General features: G+C 44.8%; 21 protein-coding genes and 1 pseudogene. 17 read left to right on the forward strand and 5 right to left on the reverse strand.

What is annotated here, in order from left to right:
• Positions 1–2 precede the first annotated feature (2 nt).
• The 9 genes from citF (at position 3) to crcB (ACQ4MX_RS22280) (ending at position 10,378) form a co-directional block, all read left to right on the forward strand.
• Positions 3–1,562: a citrate lyase subunit alpha gene (gene citF, locus ACQ4MX_RS22240; RefSeq protein WP_431087352.1), complete on the forward strand. Its 1,560-nt coding sequence runs from the start codon at positions 3–5 to the stop codon at positions 1,560–1,562.
• 54 nt (positions 1,563–1,616) lie between these two features.
• Positions 1,617–2,789 carry an NAD(P)-dependent malic enzyme gene (locus tag ACQ4MX_RS22245; protein WP_431091385.1) on the forward strand — a complete coding sequence of 391 codons (1,173 nt, stop codon included), beginning with the start codon at positions 1,617–1,619 and terminating at the stop codon, positions 2,787–2,789.
• 116 nt (positions 2,790–2,905) lie between these two features.
• On the forward strand, positions 2,906–3,949 hold the full coding sequence (gene citC, locus ACQ4MX_RS22250; RefSeq protein ID WP_431087354.1) for a [citrate (pro-3S)-lyase] ligase: 1,044 nt from the start codon (positions 2,906–2,908) through the stop codon (positions 3,947–3,949).
• Between the two features lies 1 nt (position 3,950).
• Positions 3,951–4,487 carry a citrate lyase holo-[acyl-carrier protein] synthase gene (gene citX / locus ACQ4MX_RS22255; protein ID WP_431087356.1) on the forward strand — a complete coding sequence of 179 codons (537 nt, stop codon included), beginning with the start codon at positions 3,951–3,953 and terminating at the stop codon, positions 4,485–4,487.
• Positions 4,488–4,540: 53 nt separating this feature from the next.
• Positions 4,541–5,461, forward strand: coding sequence for a triphosphoribosyl-dephospho-CoA synthase CitG (gene citG / locus ACQ4MX_RS22260; protein WP_431087358.1), 921 nt, complete (start codon positions 4,541–4,543; stop codon positions 5,459–5,461).
• Between the two features lie 289 nt (positions 5,462–5,750).
• Positions 5,751–7,892, forward strand: coding sequence for a HelD family protein (locus ACQ4MX_RS22265; RefSeq protein ID WP_431087359.1), 2,142 nt, complete (start codon positions 5,751–5,753; stop codon positions 7,890–7,892).
• 319 nt (positions 7,893–8,211) lie between these two features.
• Complete coding sequence (locus tag ACQ4MX_RS22270; RefSeq protein WP_431087361.1) at positions 8,212–9,522, forward strand: replication-associated recombination protein A; 1,311 nt, start codon at positions 8,212–8,214, stop codon at positions 9,520–9,522.
• A gap of 101 nt (positions 9,523–9,623) precedes the next feature.
• Positions 9,624–10,025 (forward strand): fluoride efflux transporter CrcB, encoded by a 402-nt coding sequence (gene crcB / locus ACQ4MX_RS22275; RefSeq protein WP_431087363.1) that lies wholly within the window; start codon positions 9,624–9,626, stop codon positions 10,023–10,025.
• The gene (gene crcB / locus ACQ4MX_RS22280; protein WP_431087365.1) at positions 10,022–10,378 is read left to right on the forward strand and encodes a fluoride efflux transporter CrcB; all 357 of its coding nucleotides are present in this window, start codon (positions 10,022–10,024) and stop codon (positions 10,376–10,378) included. Before crcB (ACQ4MX_RS22275) ends, crcB (ACQ4MX_RS22280) begins: the two co-directional genes overlap by 4 nt.
• Positions 10,379–10,494: 116 nt before the next feature.
• Here the strand turns inward: crcB (ACQ4MX_RS22280) and ACQ4MX_RS22285 are convergent, their stop codons facing one another.
• Together ACQ4MX_RS22285 and ACQ4MX_RS22290 are read right to left on the reverse strand one after the other, a co-directional pair.
• Entirely contained in the window at positions 10,495–11,325 is an 831-nt protein-coding gene (locus ACQ4MX_RS22285) for a PPK2 family polyphosphate kinase (RefSeq protein ID WP_431087367.1), read from the reverse strand.
• 323 nt (positions 11,326–11,648) lie between these two features.
• Complete coding sequence (locus ACQ4MX_RS22290; protein ID WP_431087369.1) at positions 11,649–11,801, reverse strand: hypothetical protein; 153 nt, start codon at positions 11,799–11,801, stop codon at positions 11,649–11,651.
• Between the two features lie 817 nt (positions 11,802–12,618).
• On the opposite strand from ACQ4MX_RS22290, the gene ACQ4MX_RS22295 reads away from it, so the two are divergent.
• Both ACQ4MX_RS22295 and ACQ4MX_RS22300 read left to right on the forward strand, forming a co-directional pair.
• A complete protein-coding gene (locus ACQ4MX_RS22295; protein ID WP_223264366.1) occupies positions 12,619–13,197 on the forward strand; it encodes a hypothetical protein in 579 nt (192 codons plus the stop codon).
• A gap of 36 nt (positions 13,198–13,233) precedes the next feature.
• Positions 13,234–13,854, forward strand: coding sequence for a hypothetical protein (locus tag ACQ4MX_RS22300; protein WP_431087370.1), 621 nt, complete (start codon positions 13,234–13,236; stop codon positions 13,852–13,854).
• Positions 13,855–13,905: 51 nt separating this feature from the next.
• Here ACQ4MX_RS22300 and ACQ4MX_RS22305 read toward each other — a convergent pair whose 3' ends face one another.
• On the reverse strand, positions 13,906–14,352 hold the full coding sequence (locus tag ACQ4MX_RS22305; protein ID WP_431087371.1) for a hypothetical protein: 447 nt from the start codon (positions 14,350–14,352) through the stop codon (positions 13,906–13,908).
• A 152-nt stretch (positions 14,353–14,504) separates the two neighbouring features.
• Between ACQ4MX_RS22305 and ACQ4MX_RS22310 the strand changes: the two genes are divergently transcribed.
• Together ACQ4MX_RS22310 and ACQ4MX_RS22315 are read left to right on the forward strand one after the other, a co-directional pair.
• Positions 14,505–14,741, forward strand: a complete 237-nt coding sequence (locus ACQ4MX_RS22310) for a hypothetical protein (RefSeq protein ID WP_431087372.1) — start codon at positions 14,505–14,507, stop codon at positions 14,739–14,741.
• Between the two features lie 309 nt (positions 14,742–15,050).
• Positions 15,051–16,469, forward strand: coding sequence for a helix-turn-helix domain-containing protein (locus ACQ4MX_RS22315; protein WP_431087373.1), 1,419 nt, complete (start codon positions 15,051–15,053; stop codon positions 16,467–16,469).
• Here the strand turns inward: ACQ4MX_RS22315 and ACQ4MX_RS22320 are convergent.
• A complete protein-coding gene (locus tag ACQ4MX_RS22320) occupies positions 16,453–16,587 on the reverse strand; it encodes a hypothetical protein (protein ID WP_431087374.1) in 135 nt (44 codons plus the stop codon). The two genes, ACQ4MX_RS22315 and ACQ4MX_RS22320, sit on opposite strands and share 17 nt — an antisense overlap.
• Before the next feature lie 277 nt (positions 16,588–16,864).
• On the opposite strand from ACQ4MX_RS22320, the pseudogene ACQ4MX_RS22325 reads away from it, so the two are divergent.
• Both ACQ4MX_RS22325 and ACQ4MX_RS22330 read left to right on the forward strand, forming a co-directional pair.
• Positions 16,865–17,101 (forward strand): annotated as a pseudogene (locus ACQ4MX_RS22325) (hypothetical protein); the annotation flags it as partial.
• A gap of 87 nt (positions 17,102–17,188) precedes the next feature.
• Complete coding sequence (locus tag ACQ4MX_RS22330) at positions 17,189–17,383, forward strand: hypothetical protein (RefSeq protein ID WP_431087375.1); 195 nt, start codon at positions 17,189–17,191, stop codon at positions 17,381–17,383.
• 345 nt (positions 17,384–17,728) lie between these two features.
• On the opposite strand, the gene mnmA is transcribed toward ACQ4MX_RS22330, so the two are convergent.
• A complete protein-coding gene (gene mnmA / locus ACQ4MX_RS22335; protein WP_431087376.1) occupies positions 17,729–18,850 on the reverse strand; it encodes a tRNA 2-thiouridine(34) synthase MnmA in 1,122 nt (373 codons plus the stop codon).
• A gap of 304 nt (positions 18,851–19,154) precedes the next feature.
• Here mnmA and cymR point away from each other — a divergent pair, with 304 nt between their 5' ends.
• Together cymR and ACQ4MX_RS22345 are read left to right on the forward strand one after the other, a co-directional pair.
• On the forward strand, positions 19,155–19,574 hold the full coding sequence (gene cymR / locus ACQ4MX_RS22340) for a cysteine metabolism transcriptional regulator CymR (protein ID WP_014282941.1): 420 nt from the start codon (positions 19,155–19,157) through the stop codon (positions 19,572–19,574).
• Positions 19,575–19,585: 11 nt separating this feature from the next.
• Entirely contained in the window at positions 19,586–20,737 is a 1,152-nt protein-coding gene (locus ACQ4MX_RS22345; protein WP_431087377.1) for a cysteine desulfurase family protein, read from the forward strand.
• The last annotated feature ends 109 nt before the right edge of the window (positions 20,738–20,846 follow it).

The raw sequence follows: 20,846 nt of genomic DNA on the forward strand, positions 1-20,846 counted from the left end.
TTATGCTAAACGGTGCTGGGAGAGAAATTCCTTTAGCTATTGAGGGACTTGATGCGATAACTCCCTTTGATCGCAAATCGACTTACGGGCAATTTAAAAATACAGAGCGGTTAAAAGACCGCCAGCAAAATCCTGCCAAAAACAAAATCATGGATTCGATGGAGAAAGCCATTGAAGCTACAGGCTTGCGTAATGGGATGACGATCTCGTTCCACCACCATTTCCGCAACGGGGACCTTACCTTGAATATGGTTATGGATAAAATCTCCAAAATGGGTATTCGTGATCTTGTCCTGGCAGCCAGCTCCTTGACGGATATTCATGCTCCGTTGGTAGAGCATGTGCGAAACGGTGTCATCCGCAGAATCGAGACCAGTGGCCTTAGAGGCGAGCTGGCTCAGGCATATTCCTACGGATGGTTCGATATTCCGGTGACGATTAACTCTCACGGCGGTCGCACAAGAGCGATTGCATCAGGGGAATGCCTGATTGACGTAGCCTTTTTGGGCGCTCCTTCTTGCGATGCATATGGTAATGCAAACGGAACTTCCAGCGTAAACGAAGCTCCATCGGCATGCGGCTCCCTTGGTTATGCCATGGTAGATGCACAGTATGCGCGCAATGTTGTGATGATCACTGACCATTTGGTCTCCTATCCGAACACTCCATTTGCCATTCCTGAAACCAAGGTGGATTATGTGGTCGTCGTGGATCGCATCGGTGATCAGAAGGGGATTGTCTCAGGGGCTACCCGTTACACGAATAATCCGAAGGAGCTGTTAATTGCCAAAAACGCGGCAGATGTGATTGAAGCATCCGGATATTTCGTGGATGGATTCTCATTGCAAACCGGCTCCGGGGGTGCTGCGCTTGCAACTACCAGATTTCTGCGGAAAAAAATGCTTGCCGCCAATATCAAAGCAAGCTTTGCGCTGGGTGGTATTACCCAACAAATCGTTGACCTGCATGAAGAAGGATTGATTGAAAAGCTATTGGACGTGCAGAGCTTCGACCTGCGCGCCGTAGAATCGCTGAGAAAGAACAAATTCCATCAACAAATTTGTGCGGAATATTACGCAAGCCCTGAAAATATAGGCTGCGCTGCTCACCAACTGGATGTTGTTGTGCTGAGTGCGCTGGAGATTGATCTGAATTTTAATGTGAACGTAATTACCGGGTCTGATGGGGTCATCCGTGGAGCTTCCGGCGGACACTGCGACACTGCCGCAGGCGCTGCAGTATCCATCATCGTCGCTCCGCTGATTCGCGGAAGAATGCCTGCCATTCTTGATCGTGTAAATACCATTATCACACCAGGTCATACGGTTGACGTACTGGTTACCGATCAGGGCATCGCTGTGAACCCTCTCCGCCAAGATCTCCTGGCTAGCTTCAAGGCCGCCAAGCTCCCTGTCTTCACAATCGAAGAGTTGCAAGAGAAGGCTACGCGGATTGTCGGCAAACCAGAGCCGATTCAATGGGAAGATAAAATTGTGGGTGTTATCAAATATCGTGATGGTTCCGTAATTGATGTCATTCGTCAAGTGAAACAAGGACGCTAAAATTATAAACCAAGAGGAGGAAGTATTGAGCAGTTGCTCAGTACAAACAAACTTATGAGTATAAAAGAAGCCGCTTTACAGGCACACCGCATAAGAAACGGCAAGCTGGAGATTGTAGGGACAGTACCGGTCGTAAGTAAAGAGGATTTAGCGATAGCTTATACACCTGGCGTTGCCGAGCCATGCAAGGAAATCGCCAAAGATAAGAGCAAAGCCTATGAATACACGATTAAAGGGAGCACCGTGGCGATTCTAACGAATGGGACAGCCGTGCTGGGTCTGGGGGATATTGGCCCTGAGGCAGGGCTGCCTGTCATTGAGGGCAAGGCTTTGTTGCTCAAAGAATTTGGTGGGGTGAATGCGTACCCTATCTGTATCGACAGCACGGATCCAGACGAGTTTGTGCGCACGGTTGAAGTGATCGCCCCAGGTTTTGGAGGCATTCATCTTGAAGACATCAAGGCGCCAGAATGCTTCTATATTGAAGACAAATTAAAAGAAAAACTGAACATTCCAGTTTATCATGATGATCAGCATGGAACGGCAGTTGCTGTGCTTGCAGGGTTATGTAATGCCTTGAAACTTGTGGGCAAAAAAATGGAGGATGTGCGCATCCTCATCAATGGAGCAGGAGCTTCGGGTATTGCCACCGCCAAGCTATTGCTTGCTGCAGGAGCGAAGCGTATGGTTCTCTGCGATATTAATGGTGCCTTGGTCGAAGGCGACACCTCTCTCAATGAACCTCAGCAGCAAATCGCCAAGCTGACGAATCGTGATAAAGAAACAGGCAGCCTTGCAGAAGTCATCAAAGGCAAGGACATCTTTATCGGCTTATCGGTTGCAGATGTGATGACAAAAGAAATGGTGCAAACCATGAGCAATGGAAGCATCATTTTTGCCCTTGCCAATCCAATTCCAGAAATTTTGCCGGAGGAAGCACACAAAGGCGGAGCAAGAATTGTTGCGACCGGCAGATCGGATTTTCACAACCAAATCAATAACCTGCTGGCATTCCCCGGTATTTTCAGAGGCGCGTTTGATGCCAAAGCCACGGACATCACGATGGAAATGAAATTAGCGGCAGCCAGAAGCATCTCAGATCTGGTAACAGACGAGGAGCTTGATGATGCCTATATCGTTCCAGATGCGATTGACAAAAGAGTAAGTGCAGCAGTTAGTAAAGCAGTAAAAATCGTCGCAGAACAAAGCGGTGTTGTAAGAAAATAAAGACATTGTCTTTTCAGAACAAATAAACAGGATGCGCATCCTATCCTTTCGCTTGCAGAGTGTGGGATGCGTCATTCTACTTATTCTGACTTCCATGCAGAAAAACGGTGATCATTATGGCTATGTGGATGGAACATTTGCGTGAAGAGATTTTAAATCCAACCTCTGAAGACGCTCAAAGAAAGCTTCGCGATTTCCTCAAGCGCCAAGGTCTTAGAATAGACCATCAAATTGAATATACGATGGAAATTGTAGATGGCAGCGACATTGCCGCTACGGGTTCCTTTTCAGGCAGTGTACTGAAGTGCATTGCTGTGGATGAAGCTTATAAAGACCAGGGGCTATCGGCACAAATCGTTAGCCATTTAGTAAATGAAGAATACAGGCGGGGAAGGGCTCACCTGTTTATTTATACAAAACCAGTAAATAAACAAATTTTCAAGGATCTCGGCTTTTATCCAATCGTGGAGGAATCCTCCAAGGCTGTCTTGTTGGAAAACCGATGGGATGGTGTCCGACAGTATCAGCAAGAGCTTTTGCAGGAAACGGGCGATCCCGTGCTTTCGGCTGCGATTGTCATGAACTGTAATCCATTCACACTTGGACATCTGCACTTAATCGAGCATGCAGCGGCGGCTTGGGAAAAGGTGCATCTTTTTGTAGTTTGGGAGGACCGATCCATTTTTCCAGCAGATGTCAGATACAGACTAGTGGAAGAAGGAGTGAGACATTTGGCCAATGTGGTCTTGCACAAAGGCAAAGACTATATCATCTCCAACGCAACGTTTCCTTCTTACTTCCTCAAAAATGATGAAGAGGCAGCAAGTACGCATATATCACTGGATTTAAAAATATTTAGCCAGTATATAGCTCCGTTGCTAAATATTAAAAAACGGTATATTGGTCAGGAGCCAAGCTGTGTCTTGACTCGCAGGTACAACACGATCATGAAAAGAATACTGCCTTCCGTTGGAATCGAAGTAGAGGAAATACCGCGACTACTATGGGAAGGAGACGCAATCAGCGCCTCTGCGGTCCGCAAATATATCCGTCTGGGTCAAATGGATAAAGTGAAGCAGCTTGTACCGGACACGACCTATCAGTTTTTATTGTCAGTGGAAGCTGGAGAAATCATCAGGCGTATCAAGGAGATGTCATAACATGTATTCGTATGAGGTTACCCTTGAAGAAATGCTACAGGCACGCGAAAACCGGGCAGATAGACAAAGACAACTGATCAGCAGGTACGCGGTAGCTCTGATCAGCATGACGATCAATATCCCAGGACCACAGAAGTCCTCTCCAACAAGTAAATACGTTTTTCAAGAAGGTTATCGTATCTTGCTGAGTCAGCTGGCGGTGAACCCAATGACACCGCTGCACAGTGAAGCGTATGATCTGCTAACAGGCCCAGAAGCATATGTTGCCGTTCAGGCAGATGCGCGAATATTGAAAAAGTTGGTCATTGCGATTGAAGATGGGCATCCACTAGGAAGATTACTGGATCTGGATGTGATTGGCCCCAATGGAAGGGCAATCTCCAGAACTGAACTTGGCTTGGGCATGCGAAAATGTCTCATGTGCGAGCAGGCTGCGCATATATGCGGACGGAGTAGAGCACATGCACTTCCCGAATTGCTGGAAGCTATCAAAGCACTGGTGGACAGTTATACGCGAAAGCATCAAGTAGTCAAATGAGCATGATCGTTCATCATCATTAAAAAATCCAGGGAAGAAGGTTGTTGGTATGTATGATTGCAACAAGCTTATTATGTGAAAGCATTGGTCAACAAGCTGTCCTTGCACTGCTAACAGAGGTCTCCGCCAGCCCAAAGCCGGGACTGGTAGATCGGTTTAATCATGGTGCTCACAAGGATATGGACTTCTTTACGTTTATGTCTAGTGCGGTCGCACTTTCCGGCTATTTTGAAAGATGTACAAAGGCGGGAGGTTCCTTTCATGGGGAGGATCTTCGTATACTATTTGCGAATCTGCGTTCCTTAGGACAGGAAGCCGAACAGGCTATGTTTGCCGCAACAGGCGGGGTGAACACACATAAAGGTCTTATTTTTTCGCTAGGAATTATTTGTGCCGTCGCCGCGTATTGTTGTACGACACGAGCAGCTACTAGCAGGCTGGATGAACAAGTCATTTGTGAGACCATTGCTCAGATGACCAAAGGTTTATGTGCGAGTGAGCTTGCATCCCTGAAAAAATCAACAGGCTTAACGGTCGGCGAACGGTTGTATAAAGAATGGGGCATGACGGGCATACGTGGCGAGGTGGAAGCAGGCTTTCCTACCGTACGAGAATATGCTCTGCCCGTCTATCGTGAGTTGAAGTCATCGCAACGATACCATGTGAATGATATCTGTGTTCAAACCTTGTTACAACTGATGGTTGTCAACGAAGATACGAATGTCGTTGGTAGACACGATAGGGAGATGCTAACCTATGTCCAGCAATATGCCAAGCAGGTGCTAGAGGCGGGCGGTATCTTGTCAGAGAGAGGTCTCGCCATGATTCATCAAATGAACGATGATTTTGTGCAAAAAAATGTTAGTCCTGGTGGCTCCGCTGATTTACTGGCAGTCACAATCATGTTGGAATATTTATGTCTAGCGCCACCTGCCAATATAACGGCAATGCGGTTCATAGCCGACCCATTTTAATGAAGAAGGGCTGTCCACAAAGTGATATGTTCCCTTTACAACAGACAGGTTCATTCGTAAAACCTACTGCTGTAAGGGGGATTTTTTTATGAAAAGAAATAATTGTGAATGAAGCTGTGTTGATTTACGTGTTTAATAAGAGGTCTTTCATATATGAAAAAAGGCGTATTAAGAAAATAAGATTGGATTTTTGTGGTTAAATGTGTTACGCTTACTTTCCTTTTTTTGTGTCGGAGCAAGTGAATGGGATGCAGAAATCGAGACTTGATATTCTTAGGAGGTAACTGAAATGGAGAGCGGGTTTCAAAGTGCCTATCAAGAAGAACAGCACAGGCTGTCGCTTGCTATGGAGGAAATTGATCGCAGATTGGAACGGCTTCGCAATACGCCGGTGTACACGGGGCATGATTTTACGGAGCAGGTGCTGGAATCCGGGCGGGAGGAAAAACGCCAGGCTTTGGCAAAAAGTGCGCAGGAGCCTTATTTTGGACGCATGGATTTTGACGAACGTGGCAGTGGACAGCGTAAGCCGCTCTACATCGGCAAAATCGGAGTGGAGCGCGAGGAAGCGTCTGTGTATCCGCTTGTGATTGATTGGCGCGCGCCGATTGCCAGCTTGTTTTATTCTTTTACAGGCGGTGAAGAAACCGCGTCCTACGAAGCTCCTGAGGGAACGATTGAGGGCTTGGTGTATTTAAAGCGCAACGTTGTCATTCGTAAAAGAATACTGGAACGGGTAGCCGATACGTACAACCGTGAAAGCGACGAGCCTGCGGTTTCCGATGAATTTCTCGTCTATCGTCTGGGAGAGAACAAGGATAACCGATTGCGGGATATTGTATCTACGATTCAGGCGGAGCAGGATCAAATCATCCGCGCAGCTAAAAATACAGCCCTCGTCATTCAGGGGGTAGCGGGTAGTGGCAAGACGACGGTAGCACTGCATCGTCTCGCATTTTTGCTGTATCAATACAAGGAGCAAGTATCGGCGGACAAGATGGTTATTTTTGCACCGAACCATATGTTTCTCGATTATATTTCAGATGTACTTCCAGAGCTGGGGGTCGGAAATATTCAGCAAAGTACATTTGCGGACTGGGCACTTAACCTGTTGGGTCTGGATTTACCTATAGCTGATCCTGCTGAAACGTTAGCTTATTGGTTTGAGAGCGGTAGCCTCAGAACGGAATCTATGGATGAGGCGCCAGGACGATTCAAAGGTTCGATTCGCTTCATGAAGCTGCTTCAAGCTTTTGTGGAACGGCTGGAGCCTGTCTCGGTCCCGGAGGGAGATTTTTCACCATGGGATGGGGTGGTGCTCCCGCGAGCCGAGATTTTGAACTGGTTCAATGAGGAATACAAGCCCTATCCGCTTGCGAAGCGAAAAGAACGCGTGCTTGCAAGAGTCCATCGCTGGATTGAAATGGAGCTGAAAAAGTCCCCCTCGGCGGCCGCACTCAAGGAACGCAAGAAAAAAGCGGGGCCCCGGGAAAAGGCATATGCTAAAAAGTGGCCCCAATACGACGCACTGACGCTTTACAAGCAGCTTTTTCAGGCAGCAAAAGGATTACCCGCAGACACGGCTGCGGAGCTGAAGGCTTTTTTGCCTGCTGCTATTTTTAAGACCACACAGTCGGATCTGCGTAAACAGGTTATCTGCGAAGAGGATCTTACTGCGTTGGTATATCTTCATGTACTGATTCATGAGGTAGAATCGTCTCAACGTTTTGACCATGTGGTCATTGATGAAGCGCAGGATTTTTCACCTTTTCATATCGCATTGCTGGATTTGTTCGTTAAAGGGCATTCCTTCACGATATTGGGTGATCTGTCGCAGGGTATTCACGAATACCGTGGCGTACATGCGTGGGAGGAAATGAGTTCTCTTTTTGCGCCGGAACATACGGGATATTTTGCACTTACCCGAAGCTACAGATCAACGCTGGAAATTATAGAATTTGCAAATACGATTTTGGAGCAGGGGGTTCGCGGCGGCATTACGGCAGTTCCGGTATTCCGTAGCGGCGATCCGGTGCGTACCCTGCCATATGGTACATCGGGGCGTGAACAGAGTTTGCTGACCGCTCTGCAAGAGCTTTCTTCCAAGGAATATCGCACTGTATCTGTGCTGACGCGTACCTTGAAGGAAGCTGTGGAGCTGTATGAGGCTTTTACGAATGCAGGGTTAAATGTGAATCTGATTGACGGCGGTAAAAAGCAATACGAAGGCGGCTTGTCCGTTCTGCCTGTGTACCTGTCCAAAGGGCTGGAGTTCGACGCAGTCATTGTGGCGGATGCCGACCGAGAACATTATGGAGAGCTGGCATGGGATGCCAAGCTCCTGTATGTGGGCTGTACCCGTGCGCTGCATGAGCTGTGGCTGTTACATGAGGGTGCGCTTCCGAGTTATGTACAGGAGCAGGCGAAGTGACTGCTTAAGCTCCCATAATGGTGAACATCATGGGAGTCATATGTCATATCAGTAATAAGAACAGCCGCGAAATTTATCTTTCGTTCGGCTGTTCTTTCTTTTGCTTGCCAGGTTGCAGGTATGTATATATATAGCCATGCCGTGACCGTGCTATCTGCAACTTGTCTGTGGGTATGGTAGAATAAAAGGCGGTTCATACCGTTTTTAGGATGATAGATCGCTTGAATTTTCAGGGTTTTCAACTGCATGGGTGAACGCAATTCAAATGAAGCCGCAGGGGTAGAGTGTTCCCTCATATCACCATAAGGAAGTGAATGAAATGGACTTATTTTCATATTCCCAAGAGTCGACGCCAAGCAATCGGTTGCTTGCTGACCGGCTGCGTCCGACTTCGCTGGATGAATATATTGGACAGGAGCATGTGGTCGGTCCGGGCAAACTGCTGCGAAGAGCTATAGAGGCAGACCAGGTTTCTTCCATCCTCCTGTACGGGCCGCCGGGATGTGGTAAGACGACGCTGGCGCATATTATTTCACAACACACGCAAGGCGAATTTGTTCGCCTGAATGCAGTGGAAGCGTCAGTGAAGGACGTAAGGGAAGTCATTGACCGCGCACAAACGAATAAATCTATGTATGGCAAAAAAACGATCCTGTTTCTCGATGAGGTACATCGTTTCAACAGCTCGCGTCAGGATGCATTGCTGCCTGCGGTGGAAAAGGGTACGATCGTGTTTATCGGCGCCACCACCGAAAACCCTTTTCACTATGTAAACGGTGCCTTGCTGAGCCGTTCTACATTGTTTCAGCTCGAATCGCTGACGCAGGAGCATTCGCTGGCAGCCATGCGCCGCGCCTTGGGCGATGCGGACAAGGGGCTCGGCTATATGCAGCTTCAGGTGGACGAAGCTGCGCTGGATCACATCGCGTCCATGGCGAACGGCGATATCCGTCGTGCCTTGAACGCGCTGGACCTGGCGGCGCTCACAACGCCTCCGCTGGCAGACGGCACGATTCACGTGACGCTGGAAGTCGCGGAGGAATCCATTCGCCGCCCGATTGTCAAGGCAGACGAGTCCACACAGTATGACGTGTTGTCCGCCTTTCACAAAAGCATTCGCGGCTCCAGCGACGCAGCTCTGTTCTGGTTTCTCTACGCCGTAGAGAAGCTAGGCATGGACCCGATGACCTTCCTCCGCCGCCTCATCGCGGCGAGCAGCGAGGATATTGGCCTGGCAAATCCGCAGGCGATGGTGCAGGCAGTGAGTGCGCTTGAAGCATATCGCAATAACGGCTGGCCGGAGGCCAAGCTGAACATCGCGCAGGCTATTTTGTTCGCCGTGGAGAGTCCGAAATCGAATGCTGTATATACGGCGATTTCACGGGCAATGTCGGCTATGGACGACATCAAATCTGCTGAGGTGCCGCTGCATTTGCGAGATGCACATTACAAAGGCTCGGAGAAGCTGGGGCATGTCGGCTATCAATATCCGCACAATTATCCGAACCATTATGTGAAACAGCAATATTTGCCTGATTCGATAGCAGACCGGACCTTTTACCAGGCTACAGAGCAGGGGAATGAGTCGAAAATCAGACAAAACCAGCAGTGGCGGGATTCACAGTCGTAAAATATATGTCGCAGACGGATATACGTAGTGTGTAAGATCAGGTTCAGCCGCTGTTATGGTTACACCATGAATACTGCAAGAGTGAAAAAGGGGACATAAAGATGAAAGACGTGCTATTCGTCGGGGCAGGAGGAGCGCTCGGAACCTCTGCCCGTTACGGTGTACAAACATTGCTGCCTGCGGCAGGGGCCGATTTTCCACTTGGCGTGCTGTTAATTAATTGGATCGGCTGTCTGTTTCTCGGCTGGTTCTTTACGGTAACTTTGCGGTCGTGGCGGATCAAGCCTCGCTGGCGACTTGCCATCGGAACAGGCTTTACAGGAGGCTTTACAACCTTTTCCACCTTTGCAGTGGATGCCGTGCGTCTGACGGTTCATGATCGTGCGCTTACGGCTGTGTTGTATCTGTTGCTCAGTGTATGTGGAGGTCTGTTTTTGACATGGACAGGTATTCGTCTGGGCACGAAAATGACACAAGCTGCCCCCAAGGAGGGAAGCTTATGATCTGGTGGGCGGCGGCAGGTGGAATGGTCGGTACATTGGCGAGATACGGGCTTGGCATGTGGGCTGGAAAAAGGTTTGGCACCGCATTTCCTTGGGGAACATGGATCATTAACATCAGCGGCTCATTGCTGCTCGGCTGGCTGTACGGCGAATTTACGCAGCACAATCTGTCTCCTGTACTCTGGATGCTGCTGGGAACAGGTTTTTGTGGCGGCTATACCACCTTTTCAACATTCGGGTATGAATCTCTCCAACTGATGGAGCGTAGAGAATATCGGCGTACGGCTGTGTATGTGCTTTCTTCGGTGGTGGTAGGGGTTGTAGCTGCGTCTGTTGGGTATGGGGTTAGTTGACGCAAAAAAAGCCTCCAAATCCCTACTCTGGAATTTTCAGCCATGAGTAAGGCTTTGAAAGCTTTTTTTATTTGGTATGTTAACGAACACATGATAGAGTACTTGCGCCTGCGAAGCTATTTTTTATCCCGTTCTTTATACAGCTCAGGCAAAAGGGATTCCAGTTCCGGTCTTGGTTCAGGATCGGACAGCTTCATTTCCTCCAGCGTTTGGACGGCAATGCGCAGCACGGTATAATCCCTGTACCAACGGTTATCTGAAGGAACGACATACCACGGAGCCTGCTTGGTTGCGCTTAGCTCCAGCACGTCCTCATAGTATTGAGTATATTGCTTCCAAAATTTACGTTCCTGCAAATCACTTGGATCAAGTTTCCAGTTTTTATGTGGCTTTTCAATCCGGTCGATTAGCTTCTCCAACTGGAATTGTTTTGAAATATGTAAAAAGATTTTGACGACCTTTACACCGCTATCCAGCAGCAGTTGTTCAAAATGTTTGATATGTTTAATATTTCGTTTGGCCTGCTTGTCGGATATCTGACCGTGAACACGTGTAATCAGTACATCCTCATAATAAGAACGGTTGAACGCCGCGATATATCCCCGCCCCGGAGTTACACTGTGGGCACGCCACAGGAAGTCGTGACTTAATTCTTCGGCTGTAGGTGATTTAAAACTGTGGACAGTCACCCCCGCCGGATTGAGGTTGGAAAATACCTGCTTGATGACGCCATCTTTTCCGCTGCAATCCATACCCTGAAATACAAACAAAACCGCCTGCTTCTTTTCCGTAAATAATTTGCTTTGTAATTCCGCGAAACGTTCCTTCAATTGATCTGTTTCCTGCTGAATTTCTTCTTTATTTTTGATATCCTTCGTATCCTTGGGGTCCCACTCTTTCAAAGAAACTTTCTTACCCGGCGTCAGCATTCCTAATGAATCAGACATAGAGGCACGCTCCTTTTCAATTGAAGTATGATATCTTGTCTACATCATATACCCAAATGGGGGTGTTATCAAAATTTCCTTATGTATCAGTGTTTTTTCTTAGTCTAAACGGCTACCTTTTCGGCTTTCTGGTCACGCTTTTGGTCACAGAATTTTTCTTCAATTTCTAGTGGATCAGATACTTCTTTTTTACTCAGTAAATTATTCTATCTTTCTTTTCATCAGCCTTGTAATTGTGTTTGGGAAAACTTGTTTTCCAATATTTGTGCAACAGACTAAATCATTGTCCACATCTTTTTACAACTTTAGGTTTATCTAACTTCTTATCCGGGCTTTCCATTCTTTACTTTTTTTACACGATTTATTACTTCTTTTATGTCTGTAGAGGTCAATTCGCCAAGTGTTTTGTCTTTTAGAAAAGGTAAAATATGTGTGGCAATACCAGACCGATAAGATTTGGCAGTGAGTCTAGTCAAGATGAAGAAAGCTTGATCTACAGAGATTGATACATAAGAAATCGGTTGTAGGCTTTTAACAACTTGTTATAACCCTTGATATTGCAGAGTTTAACACTACGTTAAACTGTTGGACACAACGTCCAACTTTAGCGTGTCACTTGGTGAGATGATTATCTGACATTGAAATTTTAATGGTAGACAAATCTGGCTATGCAAAGCTGCGCCGTAAGAATAAGGAGTTGGATTTACTGATTAGGTGTGCTCAAGTTGAATACACTTGGATATCCCAAAACGGGAAATCAGAAGTAATAAATCGTTCCATCTAAATTAGACTCATTGACATTTCAAATGTCGCATTTCACGATAATCAAAACTCAGTAATTGACGGAGATAACGATTTGACATGGTAAGGACTTACTCTTGCTGAGATAGGTAGACTGGAGTAACTCTTCTCCATATCATTAATTAGAAGTAAGTGATCTAAACCTGAAATTTTTATGAAGCCTTAAGCTTCAAAAAGCGTATATTGAGCCTGAAGCAGAGCTATAAACTTACATTTCAAGTAGGAATAAAGAATCAAATTGATGTCGAATTATGAAATATTTTGTTTAAATGGTAGATTGTTGTAAAGGTAAACTGTATATTAATAGTGAAAATGTCCAAATAAAAGGGAGGATTGAGTTGAAAACAAAATAAAATCTCAATGACTCTAGTTGTAGTGTCTTTAAAACTGGTGATGCGTTTGGACTTAGTAGTGTAGCAAGTGCTGCCAATGATTTAGTGGTTTTCTGTTGCGTCAGGAATGATAATAAGATTTCCAAATTTCCTAAAAGGGGTGCTAACTTTGAAAAGACTATTAGCTTCCAAGAAAAAACTTTTTTCCATGGTCGGAATATTATCTATTGCCGTGATTTCTATTAGTTCCACTTCTTTTGCAACTAGCTTTACCGGAGGGAGAAGCTCAGCCAATTTTAATGCATATTATGATTCCTCTGTTTCTACGAATGGCTATACCAGTGCCTATGATACCGCACGTTCTGATTGGAGCGCTGCGTCTGGATCAGTAAACATCGGTAAAACTACATCGACGAGTGGGACTCCAGACAAATATTATGTTGGTTCTACAGCTACTTCTGGTTTATTGGGAGTAACGACTCCTTATAACACATCTGGTGGTGTAGCAGGTGTAAGCGATAGATGGGCATTTGCTACTGTGGCAATTTATCATAATCAGATGGAGGCTTACGGTATGAATTCCGCACAAAAAACCTCCAACGCAACCCATGAGATTGGCCATACGTTATCTCAAGCGCATCCATCAACTTCTAGTAGCTCTGTTATGAAACAAGGTATTCAGTCTATCGGTGTTCAAGCATATGACAAGCAATCCTTAATTGCCAAGTGGGGAAACTAGTTAGCGTAATAACTAATTTAGGGAAGGGGCACTATTATGACTTTTAATAAAAAAATAAAGTTGGGTATTTCTGTATTAGCGGTAGGGGGACTGATTGCTTCAGGGAGTCTTTTTTTTACATCCACGAATGCTTCTCCAAAATTTTCAGAATTAAATACTCCAAAAATCTCGTTAGAAGCTTCTTATATTGAATACGGAACGGCAGACGAGTTGGACTCCAATGCAGAACTTATTGTGATAGGGACTCCTTTACAGGGTTTTGATGATCGTCAACATATCGTTACGAGCTTTGATGATGGCACTATACAAGACTTTTACACACTTACTAATGTAAAAATTGACAAGGTAATTAAGTCACCCGAAGGTGTAGCACTGAACGCAGAAGAACCTTTGTCTATAGTCGAACCGATTTCTTATATTAAAGATGCTGGGGGCAAGAAAAAAATAGCTTATGAGGATTATACTGAATTGAAGCAAAATGAAAAAAATATTATTTTTCTCAAGAAAAATACACAAGGACAGTATAGCGTAATCAATATGGATCTCGGAAAGTTTGCTATTGAACCTTCTTCTCAATCCCCTAGTATTTCAGGGGAAAAACAAGATTCAAAAGAAAAATTCCGAAAATCAGTATTGGAAAAATATGATTTGAAATAAAATCAAAAAAAGGTCTGTTCTTTATTTAAACAAAAGAACAGACCTTTTTAGCTAATCTTTAATTCTCTCAAGTAATTTATTTATCGAATTTGTGGAGTTGACTGATATCTTGTACGCAGTATGAGTATCGTCCTTATTCACATACATAGCATTGCTGGTTGGATCGTTATTGTTAATCCATAAATAATAGGAATCTTTTGTTCCATCTTTTTGGAATGTAACTTCGTAATTTGGAGAATCCGTATTAACTGTACCTGATATCTTTTCTGATTCCTTAATTGCATTGATAAATATCATAGTGTCCGAAGTATCATTAAATGTAGCAATTACATCTTTTTTTGTTTGTTGTTGCAGTGTTGCGTCCTTCTGTAGTTTGTAGACTATTATTTTCTCCTGCCCCTTCCCGCTTTGAGAAATAACTATTTTTTCAGCGTTAGAGCTACAAGCTGTTATTAACAACAACACGATAATCAAAAACAATATTCCATTCTTCCGCATAATAGAACAAATCCCCTTTCTGAATTTTACTCTATAGACGATCCGAATTGGTGAAATGTTTCAGTTTGTAGAATAATTTTGTTTTAATGTATAAAAATAGATAATAGTGTGGGAAGAATTTTGACCGACCTCGCTATCAGGCAATGCGGTTAATGATTCGTGAGGGTGATTTAGGAAAGCTTCTTGAGGATCAATTCCTAAGTATGCTTGCTTATGTAGCTGCACAGGAAAGGTTGAAAAATAAACAACGACAAAGTGAAGGAATAGAGGTAGCCAAAGCAGGGGTGAAATTTGGTCGTCCTAAGCAGGAAATCACGCCTGATTTTGTTAGGGTGTATGACAAATGGAAATCTGGAGTAATCAAGGCTGTGGAGGCAATGGAAGAATAGCACTTCCACTCCCATACTCAGGTTGTTTTTTGATTCGATACAATACGCAGATTGAAGGAAAGTTGTTGAGCTGTCCTCTGATTTTCCACCATAAACGATACATTAGCAAAATGTGGGTACTCTTAATCCAGAAATCTTTGTAAACAATCCGAAAAGGTATCTAAAGTAAATAACTGAAAGGTATATGATTTTATTCCAAAATACGGTACAATCAATAAAGATACCAAATCTTCATCTTCTAGTTTATTAACCACATGTTAATTAAAGTGGAATCATATGACGAGTTCACGCTGAAAGGGTGGTTTATCCATGGAAATCACACCTACGATACGGGCAGAATTAGACAGATACCTAAAACAAGAGGGTTTGAGCATAGCACAATTCGGGAATCTTTCAGGCATTAATAGGGGGATAGTAAGTGGTATTGTGACAGGAAATAAGTCTATGTCTGTTAACCAGCTTGACCTAATTACTGAGGCCATGGGTTTACCAGAAGGCTACTTTTACGACTTATTTGTAGAAAACTACATCATCGACATCCCCCCGAATATGAGACGAATCGAGCCATTTTTGTATCGCAGTGCGGAGTTGAACAAGCTGGATGCGATCCGTCGAGTGATGGGAGCCATCATGGACAATCTACTCTATTCGCTCAAACTATTTGACATTGCAGAAGCACTATTTGCACAGGGTCGGCATGCTGCTGCGTTGTTACTCTATGAGGGGATTGCAGAAGCGGAAAAGTACCAGCATTCCGAAAGATTGGCAGTCTGTCAATATCGTATATTCACGATTCAGATTGGAGACGATCAAAGCCGAAACCTCAGGGGATCTGCGATATTTGAAGCTTTTGTAGAGCGCCTGAATGAAATAGACCAGCTTGATGCATTAAAGGATTTGGCAAACGTGTACAGGTCCTTGCGTAAATGGGACAAGGTTGACGAAATGGCAAGGAAAATGAGAGGAAAAGCGGAAGTCCAATATTCAATGAAGCATCAGCAAAAGAATCGAAAGAACAGGGAGCATGAAAAGGGAACCAGGGGACCGTTATTTGGATATATTGCTTATGCTGACTTATTGTGTGCCAGTGTTTGTGAAGCCCAAGGCGATTATCAGCAAGCTCTACAATATACATACGCCTACGCAGACTTGGATTGGGTCAAAGAGACTGACGAGGATACAAAACACTGGGTAAACTTATTCAAAGATTGGGCAGAAGGTAATACGTATGTAAATAAGCTCCTGTCTGGAGATACGAGTGTGTTTCCAGAGTACGTTAAATATATATTAGTGACATCAATCGCCAACAATAATGAGAAGCTCTCAAAGCTGTTGAACGTTATGATAGCAGCTAACCGATATGGAATAGATGTGGATGATGTCCTTTTACGTTTTGAAACAGACATTAATTCTTTTTCTCATCTCCCAGCTTCTACAGATATATATACCCAACAAGTGATACCGGACTATTTTGCATGGTTTGGTTACGAAATGGCTCATTACTATTTACATCGAGGTGTGTACAATGATGGTTTTAAATATTTGATGAATGCAATGGTAAAAGCGAATATACTAAATAACGAGACATATTTTATAAATTGTATGGGCTTATTTTTACATTTTCAGGATTATGCGGTTCCTGAAACTAAAGCAGGGTTTTTTAATCTTATTGAAAAGGTGTGGTTAAGTAATGTTAAAAAAAATGGTACTGCTAATCGTTGCGAGTAGCTTTTTGTTTTTTGTAGCCGTACCCGCTCAGACGCACAATCATGATCAAGGTATTCAGACCCTTGTACAGATTGGTGGATTTTAAACGTGTAACAAATTGAATTAAGAGTTCGTTCAAAAATGCACTCCTAAAATGGGTTGTTGGAGAGAACCAACAGGTTCAGCCAATGAAATTTTGGGGTGCATTTTTTATATATGAGTAATCAATATACAAATGAAAAGGTAACCCCAAATAATTTTGGTTTGGTAAAGACTCAAACTGACATTGCCCAAAAGTTAAATATTAATACCTGAATTACAGAATATGCTTGAAGAACAAGATTTGAAAGCGACGACTGCTATATCCTAACTTAGGCATCATCTAACAGCGATACACACTACTTTTGACATAGTAAATCTGTTTATATCAGTTCATTTGTCAACGATTCTTTCAAGACTTCCAAAGATCACAACAATCCATGAGTGTGACGCTTGAACGATTATCGACAGTAGCACAGGAACTCATTTTTATCTCAAAAAACTTCACACAGGTGGATGGGGAAAAAGTCGTACTGGATGTGCCGGGAAATGGCGCACCTATTAAAACGGCATCCAGCGATGAAGGCTGGCTACATAAAATTTTTGAAAATGTTTTTGAATGGAAAGAAGAAGGGACATTTAAAAGAGTTAACAAGAAGTAGGAGGGATTGTTTTGGAATACAATGAATTGGTGGAACGTTTTGAAATGGGGGGAAGAGTTTCAGTTCTACTATAAAAACGATAGCTATTGGATTAGCCAGAATGAAGAAGAGTACTTTCTTACTCGTGAAAGAGACCGTTTTTCGCAGTCGTTTGAATCAGCAAGAGAGTTGTTTGCTAATGGGAAGATTGCCGACAAGACTATTTTAGAATTGTGGGATAACATAGTGATTTGAAAAAGTACAATTTCAGCTTGCCCCTTAACAATAAAAAGGTGCGAGCTTTTTTGCATAGTTAGCCTATCTGAATAAAGGGGGATGTAATTTGCATACACCTTATTATGGATACCCTTCAGCTAATGGTGATTCGATATGACTAGATGAAAAGTAGTGAGCGAAAAGCATTGATACAATAAGGTTTTTTGAGGTTTAATGAGACTAGATGAGAAGCTTATTGATATCTTGTCTACATCATATACTCAAATGGAGAAAAGAGCATCTTTTCATAAAAAAGGCGTCCCTCCATAATTAGGAGAGACGCCCTTTATTTAAGCATTTATGCCACGTCAAACGTATATTCATTTAAACCGTTTCAGGCTGGAGCTTTTCAACCTTGTCAATGGTTCCGCCGCCCAGACACCGCTCACCATCGTAAAATACGACGGCTTGTCCAGGGGTAATGGCTTTTTGATGTACGTCGAATGCGACGTGTACGGTTCCGTCCTCAAGCCATTGTAAAGTCACTTGTTGATCAGGCTGGCGATAACGGAACTTGGCTGTGCAACGGAATTCGCCGGACGGACGCGTATCCGCGCCTTCAATCCAGTTCACGTCGGTTGCAATTAGACTGGTGGAATACAAGCTGTGGTGACGGTCGCCTTGTACCACATACAAAATGTTCCGCTCCAGATCCTTGTCAGCTACGAACCACGGTTCGCCTGAACCGGAGCCGCCAATACCCAAGCCTTGCCGTTGGCCGAGTGTATAGTACATCAGACCATCATGGCGTCCTTTGACTTCACCTGTAGCGATATCCACCATGTCTCCGCCTTTAGCAGGCAGATACCCGCTCAAAAACTCCTTGAAATTACGCTCGCCGATGAAGCATACGCCAGTGCTGTCCTTCTTCTTGGCCGTATACAATCCTGCGGCTTCCGCAATTTTGCGGACTTCCGGTTTCGGCAAATGACCAATGGGGAACATCGCCCGAGACAATTGCTTTTGGCTCAATGCATTCAGGAAATAGGTCTGATCCTTGTTGCTGTCCACACCGCGAAGCAAGGTAAAACGCCCGTCTTTCTTCACAACCCGGGCGTAATGTCCTGTAGCAACATAATCCGCGCCCAAATCCAGCGCTTTATTGAGAAATTCCCCGAATTTAATTTCGCGGTTGCACATGACATCCGGGTTTGGAGTACGTCCAGCCTTATATTCATCAAGAAAATACGAGAATACTTTATCGAAGTATTCTTTTTCAAAATTGACGGTATAGTAAGGAATGTCGATCTGCTCGCAGACACGGCGTACATCCTCCGCATCCTCCTCAGCCGTACAACGGCCGAATTCATCCGTGTCATCCCAGTTTTTCATGAAGATGCCGATTACGTCATAGCCCTGCTCCTTCAGCAGCAGCGCGGTAACGGATGAGTCGACGCCCCCGGACATACCGACGACGACACGGGTTTCATGATTGGCTTTAGCCATGGTCATCACCCAATTCTTTCAATATTGTTGTAGAACCCTCCTATTGTAACATAAACGATAACAAGTTACGATGGCTGGACGATCCAACGACACGGAGAACGATGGGAGAAAGCTCCATAAAATGGGCCAAAGCCGTTCCAAATCGCCTGAAAACAACTTTTTTTAAGATTGTTACCGTAATATTTCCCTTTACCTGCCCTAATATGTTAACATAAGCTGAGGGTTAAGATCGGAATAGAGAGGTTTATAACACCAGTTATTCCGCGTGTTTAACGGAATTGTTACTATAAGTGAGGTGGCACAATTGAAAATATCAACAAAAGGCCGCTACGGCCTGACGATTATGATGGAACTTGCAGCCAGGTTTGGCGAAGGTCCGACGTCATTGAAAAGTATTGCCGAGAAAAATCAGCTCTCCGAGCATTATCTGGAGCAGCTTATTGCGCCTTTGCGCAATGCAGGTTTGGTAAAAAGTATCCGTGGTGCTTACGGCGGTTATATTCTGGCGGGTGAACCGGCAGGGGTAACGGCAGGAGACATTATTCGTGTATTGGAGGGTCCGATTTCTCCAGTAGATTTCACTGAAGAGGATGATCCGGCGAAGCGTCAGCTATGGCTACGGATTCGTGACAGTATTGCAGAAGTACTGGATTCCACTACACTCAAGGACTTGATCACATACCAGGAACATGATGAATTGGATAACTACATGTTTTACATTTGAGGTGAATCGACATGAACAGAATTTATCTGGATCATGCCGCATCGACTCCTATGCACCCTGAGGTTGCGCAGACTATGATGGACATCATGACCGGCCAATTCGGTAACGCTTCAAGCGTTCATGCCTTTGGTCGGGATGCCAAGCGCACCGTCAGCGCTGCGCGGGATGCCGTTGCGGCCTCTTTGGGCTGCAAGCCCGAAGAAATCATATTTACAAGCGGAGGGACAGAAAGCGATAATCTGGCCCTGTTCGGGACGGCTACGGCAGATGGCCGTACTTCCGGCCATATCATTACGACGGCCATTGAGCATCATGCGGTGCTTCATGCTTGCGCTGAACTCGAAAAAGCGGGTTACGAAGTGACCTATGTGTCAGTCAATAGCTTTGGGCGCGTCAATCCAGCGGATATAGAGGCTGCGATTCGGCCGAATACTTTTTTGATCAGCATGATGTATGCCAACAATGAGGTAGGCGTAATTCAACCGATCCATGAGGTGGGGCAGATTGCCGGAGAACATGGCATTGTATTTCACGTGGATGCGGTTCAAGCTTACGGACATATACAGATAGATTGCCAGAGCCTTCCGGTTGATTTGCTTAGCGTATCCGGTCATAAGCTCAACGGCCCGCAAGGCGTTGGAGCTTTGTATATCCGTCAGGGTACACGTATTCAGCCTTTGATGCACGGGGGACTTCAGGAGAAGAAACGTCGTGCTGGTACGGAAAACGTTGCCGGGATTGCAGGCTTGGCCAAAGCAGCTTCTCTTGCCAACACCTCTATAGAGGAACGTTGGACGCTCGATATGAATCTTCGCCAAACGCTACTCAAAGCACTGGAAGACACTTTGGGCCGAGACGCTTTTGTAATCAACGGTGACCCTGAGCATTTTTTACCGAATGTACTAAATCTTAGCTTCCCGGCTATCGGTACGGAGACCATGCTGATGAATCTGGATATGGAAGGAATTGCAGCAGCCAGCGGTTCAGCTTGTACATCCGGGTCCTTGGAACTGTCGCATGTGTTGCAGGCGATGGATCTTCCTGAAGATGTTTTGAATTCAGCGATTCGCTTTAGCTTCGGTTTGGGTAATACTATGGAGGAAATGGAATACACGGCCAAGAAAATTGAAACCATATGGAAGCGGCTACGTACTAGGTACTAGGGATTTCTCCGCACTTTAATAAGAAGGGAGGGCGGTTTTCCATTTCATGGCATGAACGGAACCAAGGTCTGACACGCATGAAGGAAAGGACCGCACCTCCGTTCGGATT

This window comes from Paenibacillus sp. 8b26 (assembly GCF_050626875.1).
Classification (GTDB): domain Bacteria; phylum Bacillota; class Bacilli; order Paenibacillales; family Paenibacillaceae; genus Paenibacillus.

Coding starts and splice junctions, on each gene's coding strand:
- citC (WP_431087354.1), top strand. CDS start 2,906: ATGGCTATGTGGATGGAACATTTGCGTGAAGAGATTTTAAATCCAACC.
- citG (WP_431087358.1), top strand. CDS start 4,541: ATGATTGCAACAAGCTTATTATGTGAAAGCATTGGTCAACAAGCTGTC.
- ACQ4MX_RS22270 (WP_431087361.1), top strand. CDS start 8,212: ATGGACTTATTTTCATATTCCCAAGAGTCGACGCCAAGCAATCGGTTG.
- ACQ4MX_RS22345 (WP_431087377.1), top strand. CDS start 19,586: ATGAACAGAATTTATCTGGATCATGCCGCATCGACTCCTATGCACCCT.
- ACQ4MX_RS22265 (WP_431087359.1), top strand. CDS start 5,751: ATGGAGAGCGGGTTTCAAAGTGCCTATCAAGAAGAACAGCACAGGCTG.
- ACQ4MX_RS22300 (WP_431087370.1), top strand. CDS start 13,234: ATGACTTTTAATAAAAAAATAAAGTTGGGTATTTCTGTATTAGCGGTA.
- ACQ4MX_RS22285 (WP_431087367.1), bottom strand. CDS start 11,325: ATGTCTGATTCATTAGGAATGCTGACGCCGGGTAAGAAAGTTTCTTTG.
- crcB (WP_431087363.1), top strand. CDS start 9,624: ATGAAAGACGTGCTATTCGTCGGGGCAGGAGGAGCGCTCGGAACCTCT.
- ACQ4MX_RS22310 (WP_431087372.1), top strand. CDS start 14,505: ATGATTCGTGAGGGTGATTTAGGAAAGCTTCTTGAGGATCAATTCCTA.
- mnmA (WP_431087376.1), bottom strand. CDS start 18,850: ATGGCTAAAGCCAATCATGAAACCCGTGTCGTCGTCGGTATGTCCGGG.
- citX (WP_431087356.1), top strand. CDS start 3,951: ATGTATTCGTATGAGGTTACCCTTGAAGAAATGCTACAGGCACGCGAA.
- crcB (WP_431087365.1), top strand. CDS start 10,022: ATGATCTGGTGGGCGGCGGCAGGTGGAATGGTCGGTACATTGGCGAGA.
- citF (WP_431087352.1), top strand. CDS start 3: ATGCTAAACGGTGCTGGGAGAGAAATTCCTTTAGCTATTGAGGGACTT.
- ACQ4MX_RS22305 (WP_431087371.1), bottom strand. CDS start 14,352: ATGCGGAAGAATGGAATATTGTTTTTGATTATCGTGTTGTTGTTAATA.
- ACQ4MX_RS22245 (WP_431091385.1), top strand. CDS start 1,617: ATGAGTATAAAAGAAGCCGCTTTACAGGCACACCGCATAAGAAACGGC.
- ACQ4MX_RS22315 (WP_431087373.1), top strand. CDS start 15,051: ATGGAAATCACACCTACGATACGGGCAGAATTAGACAGATACCTAAAA.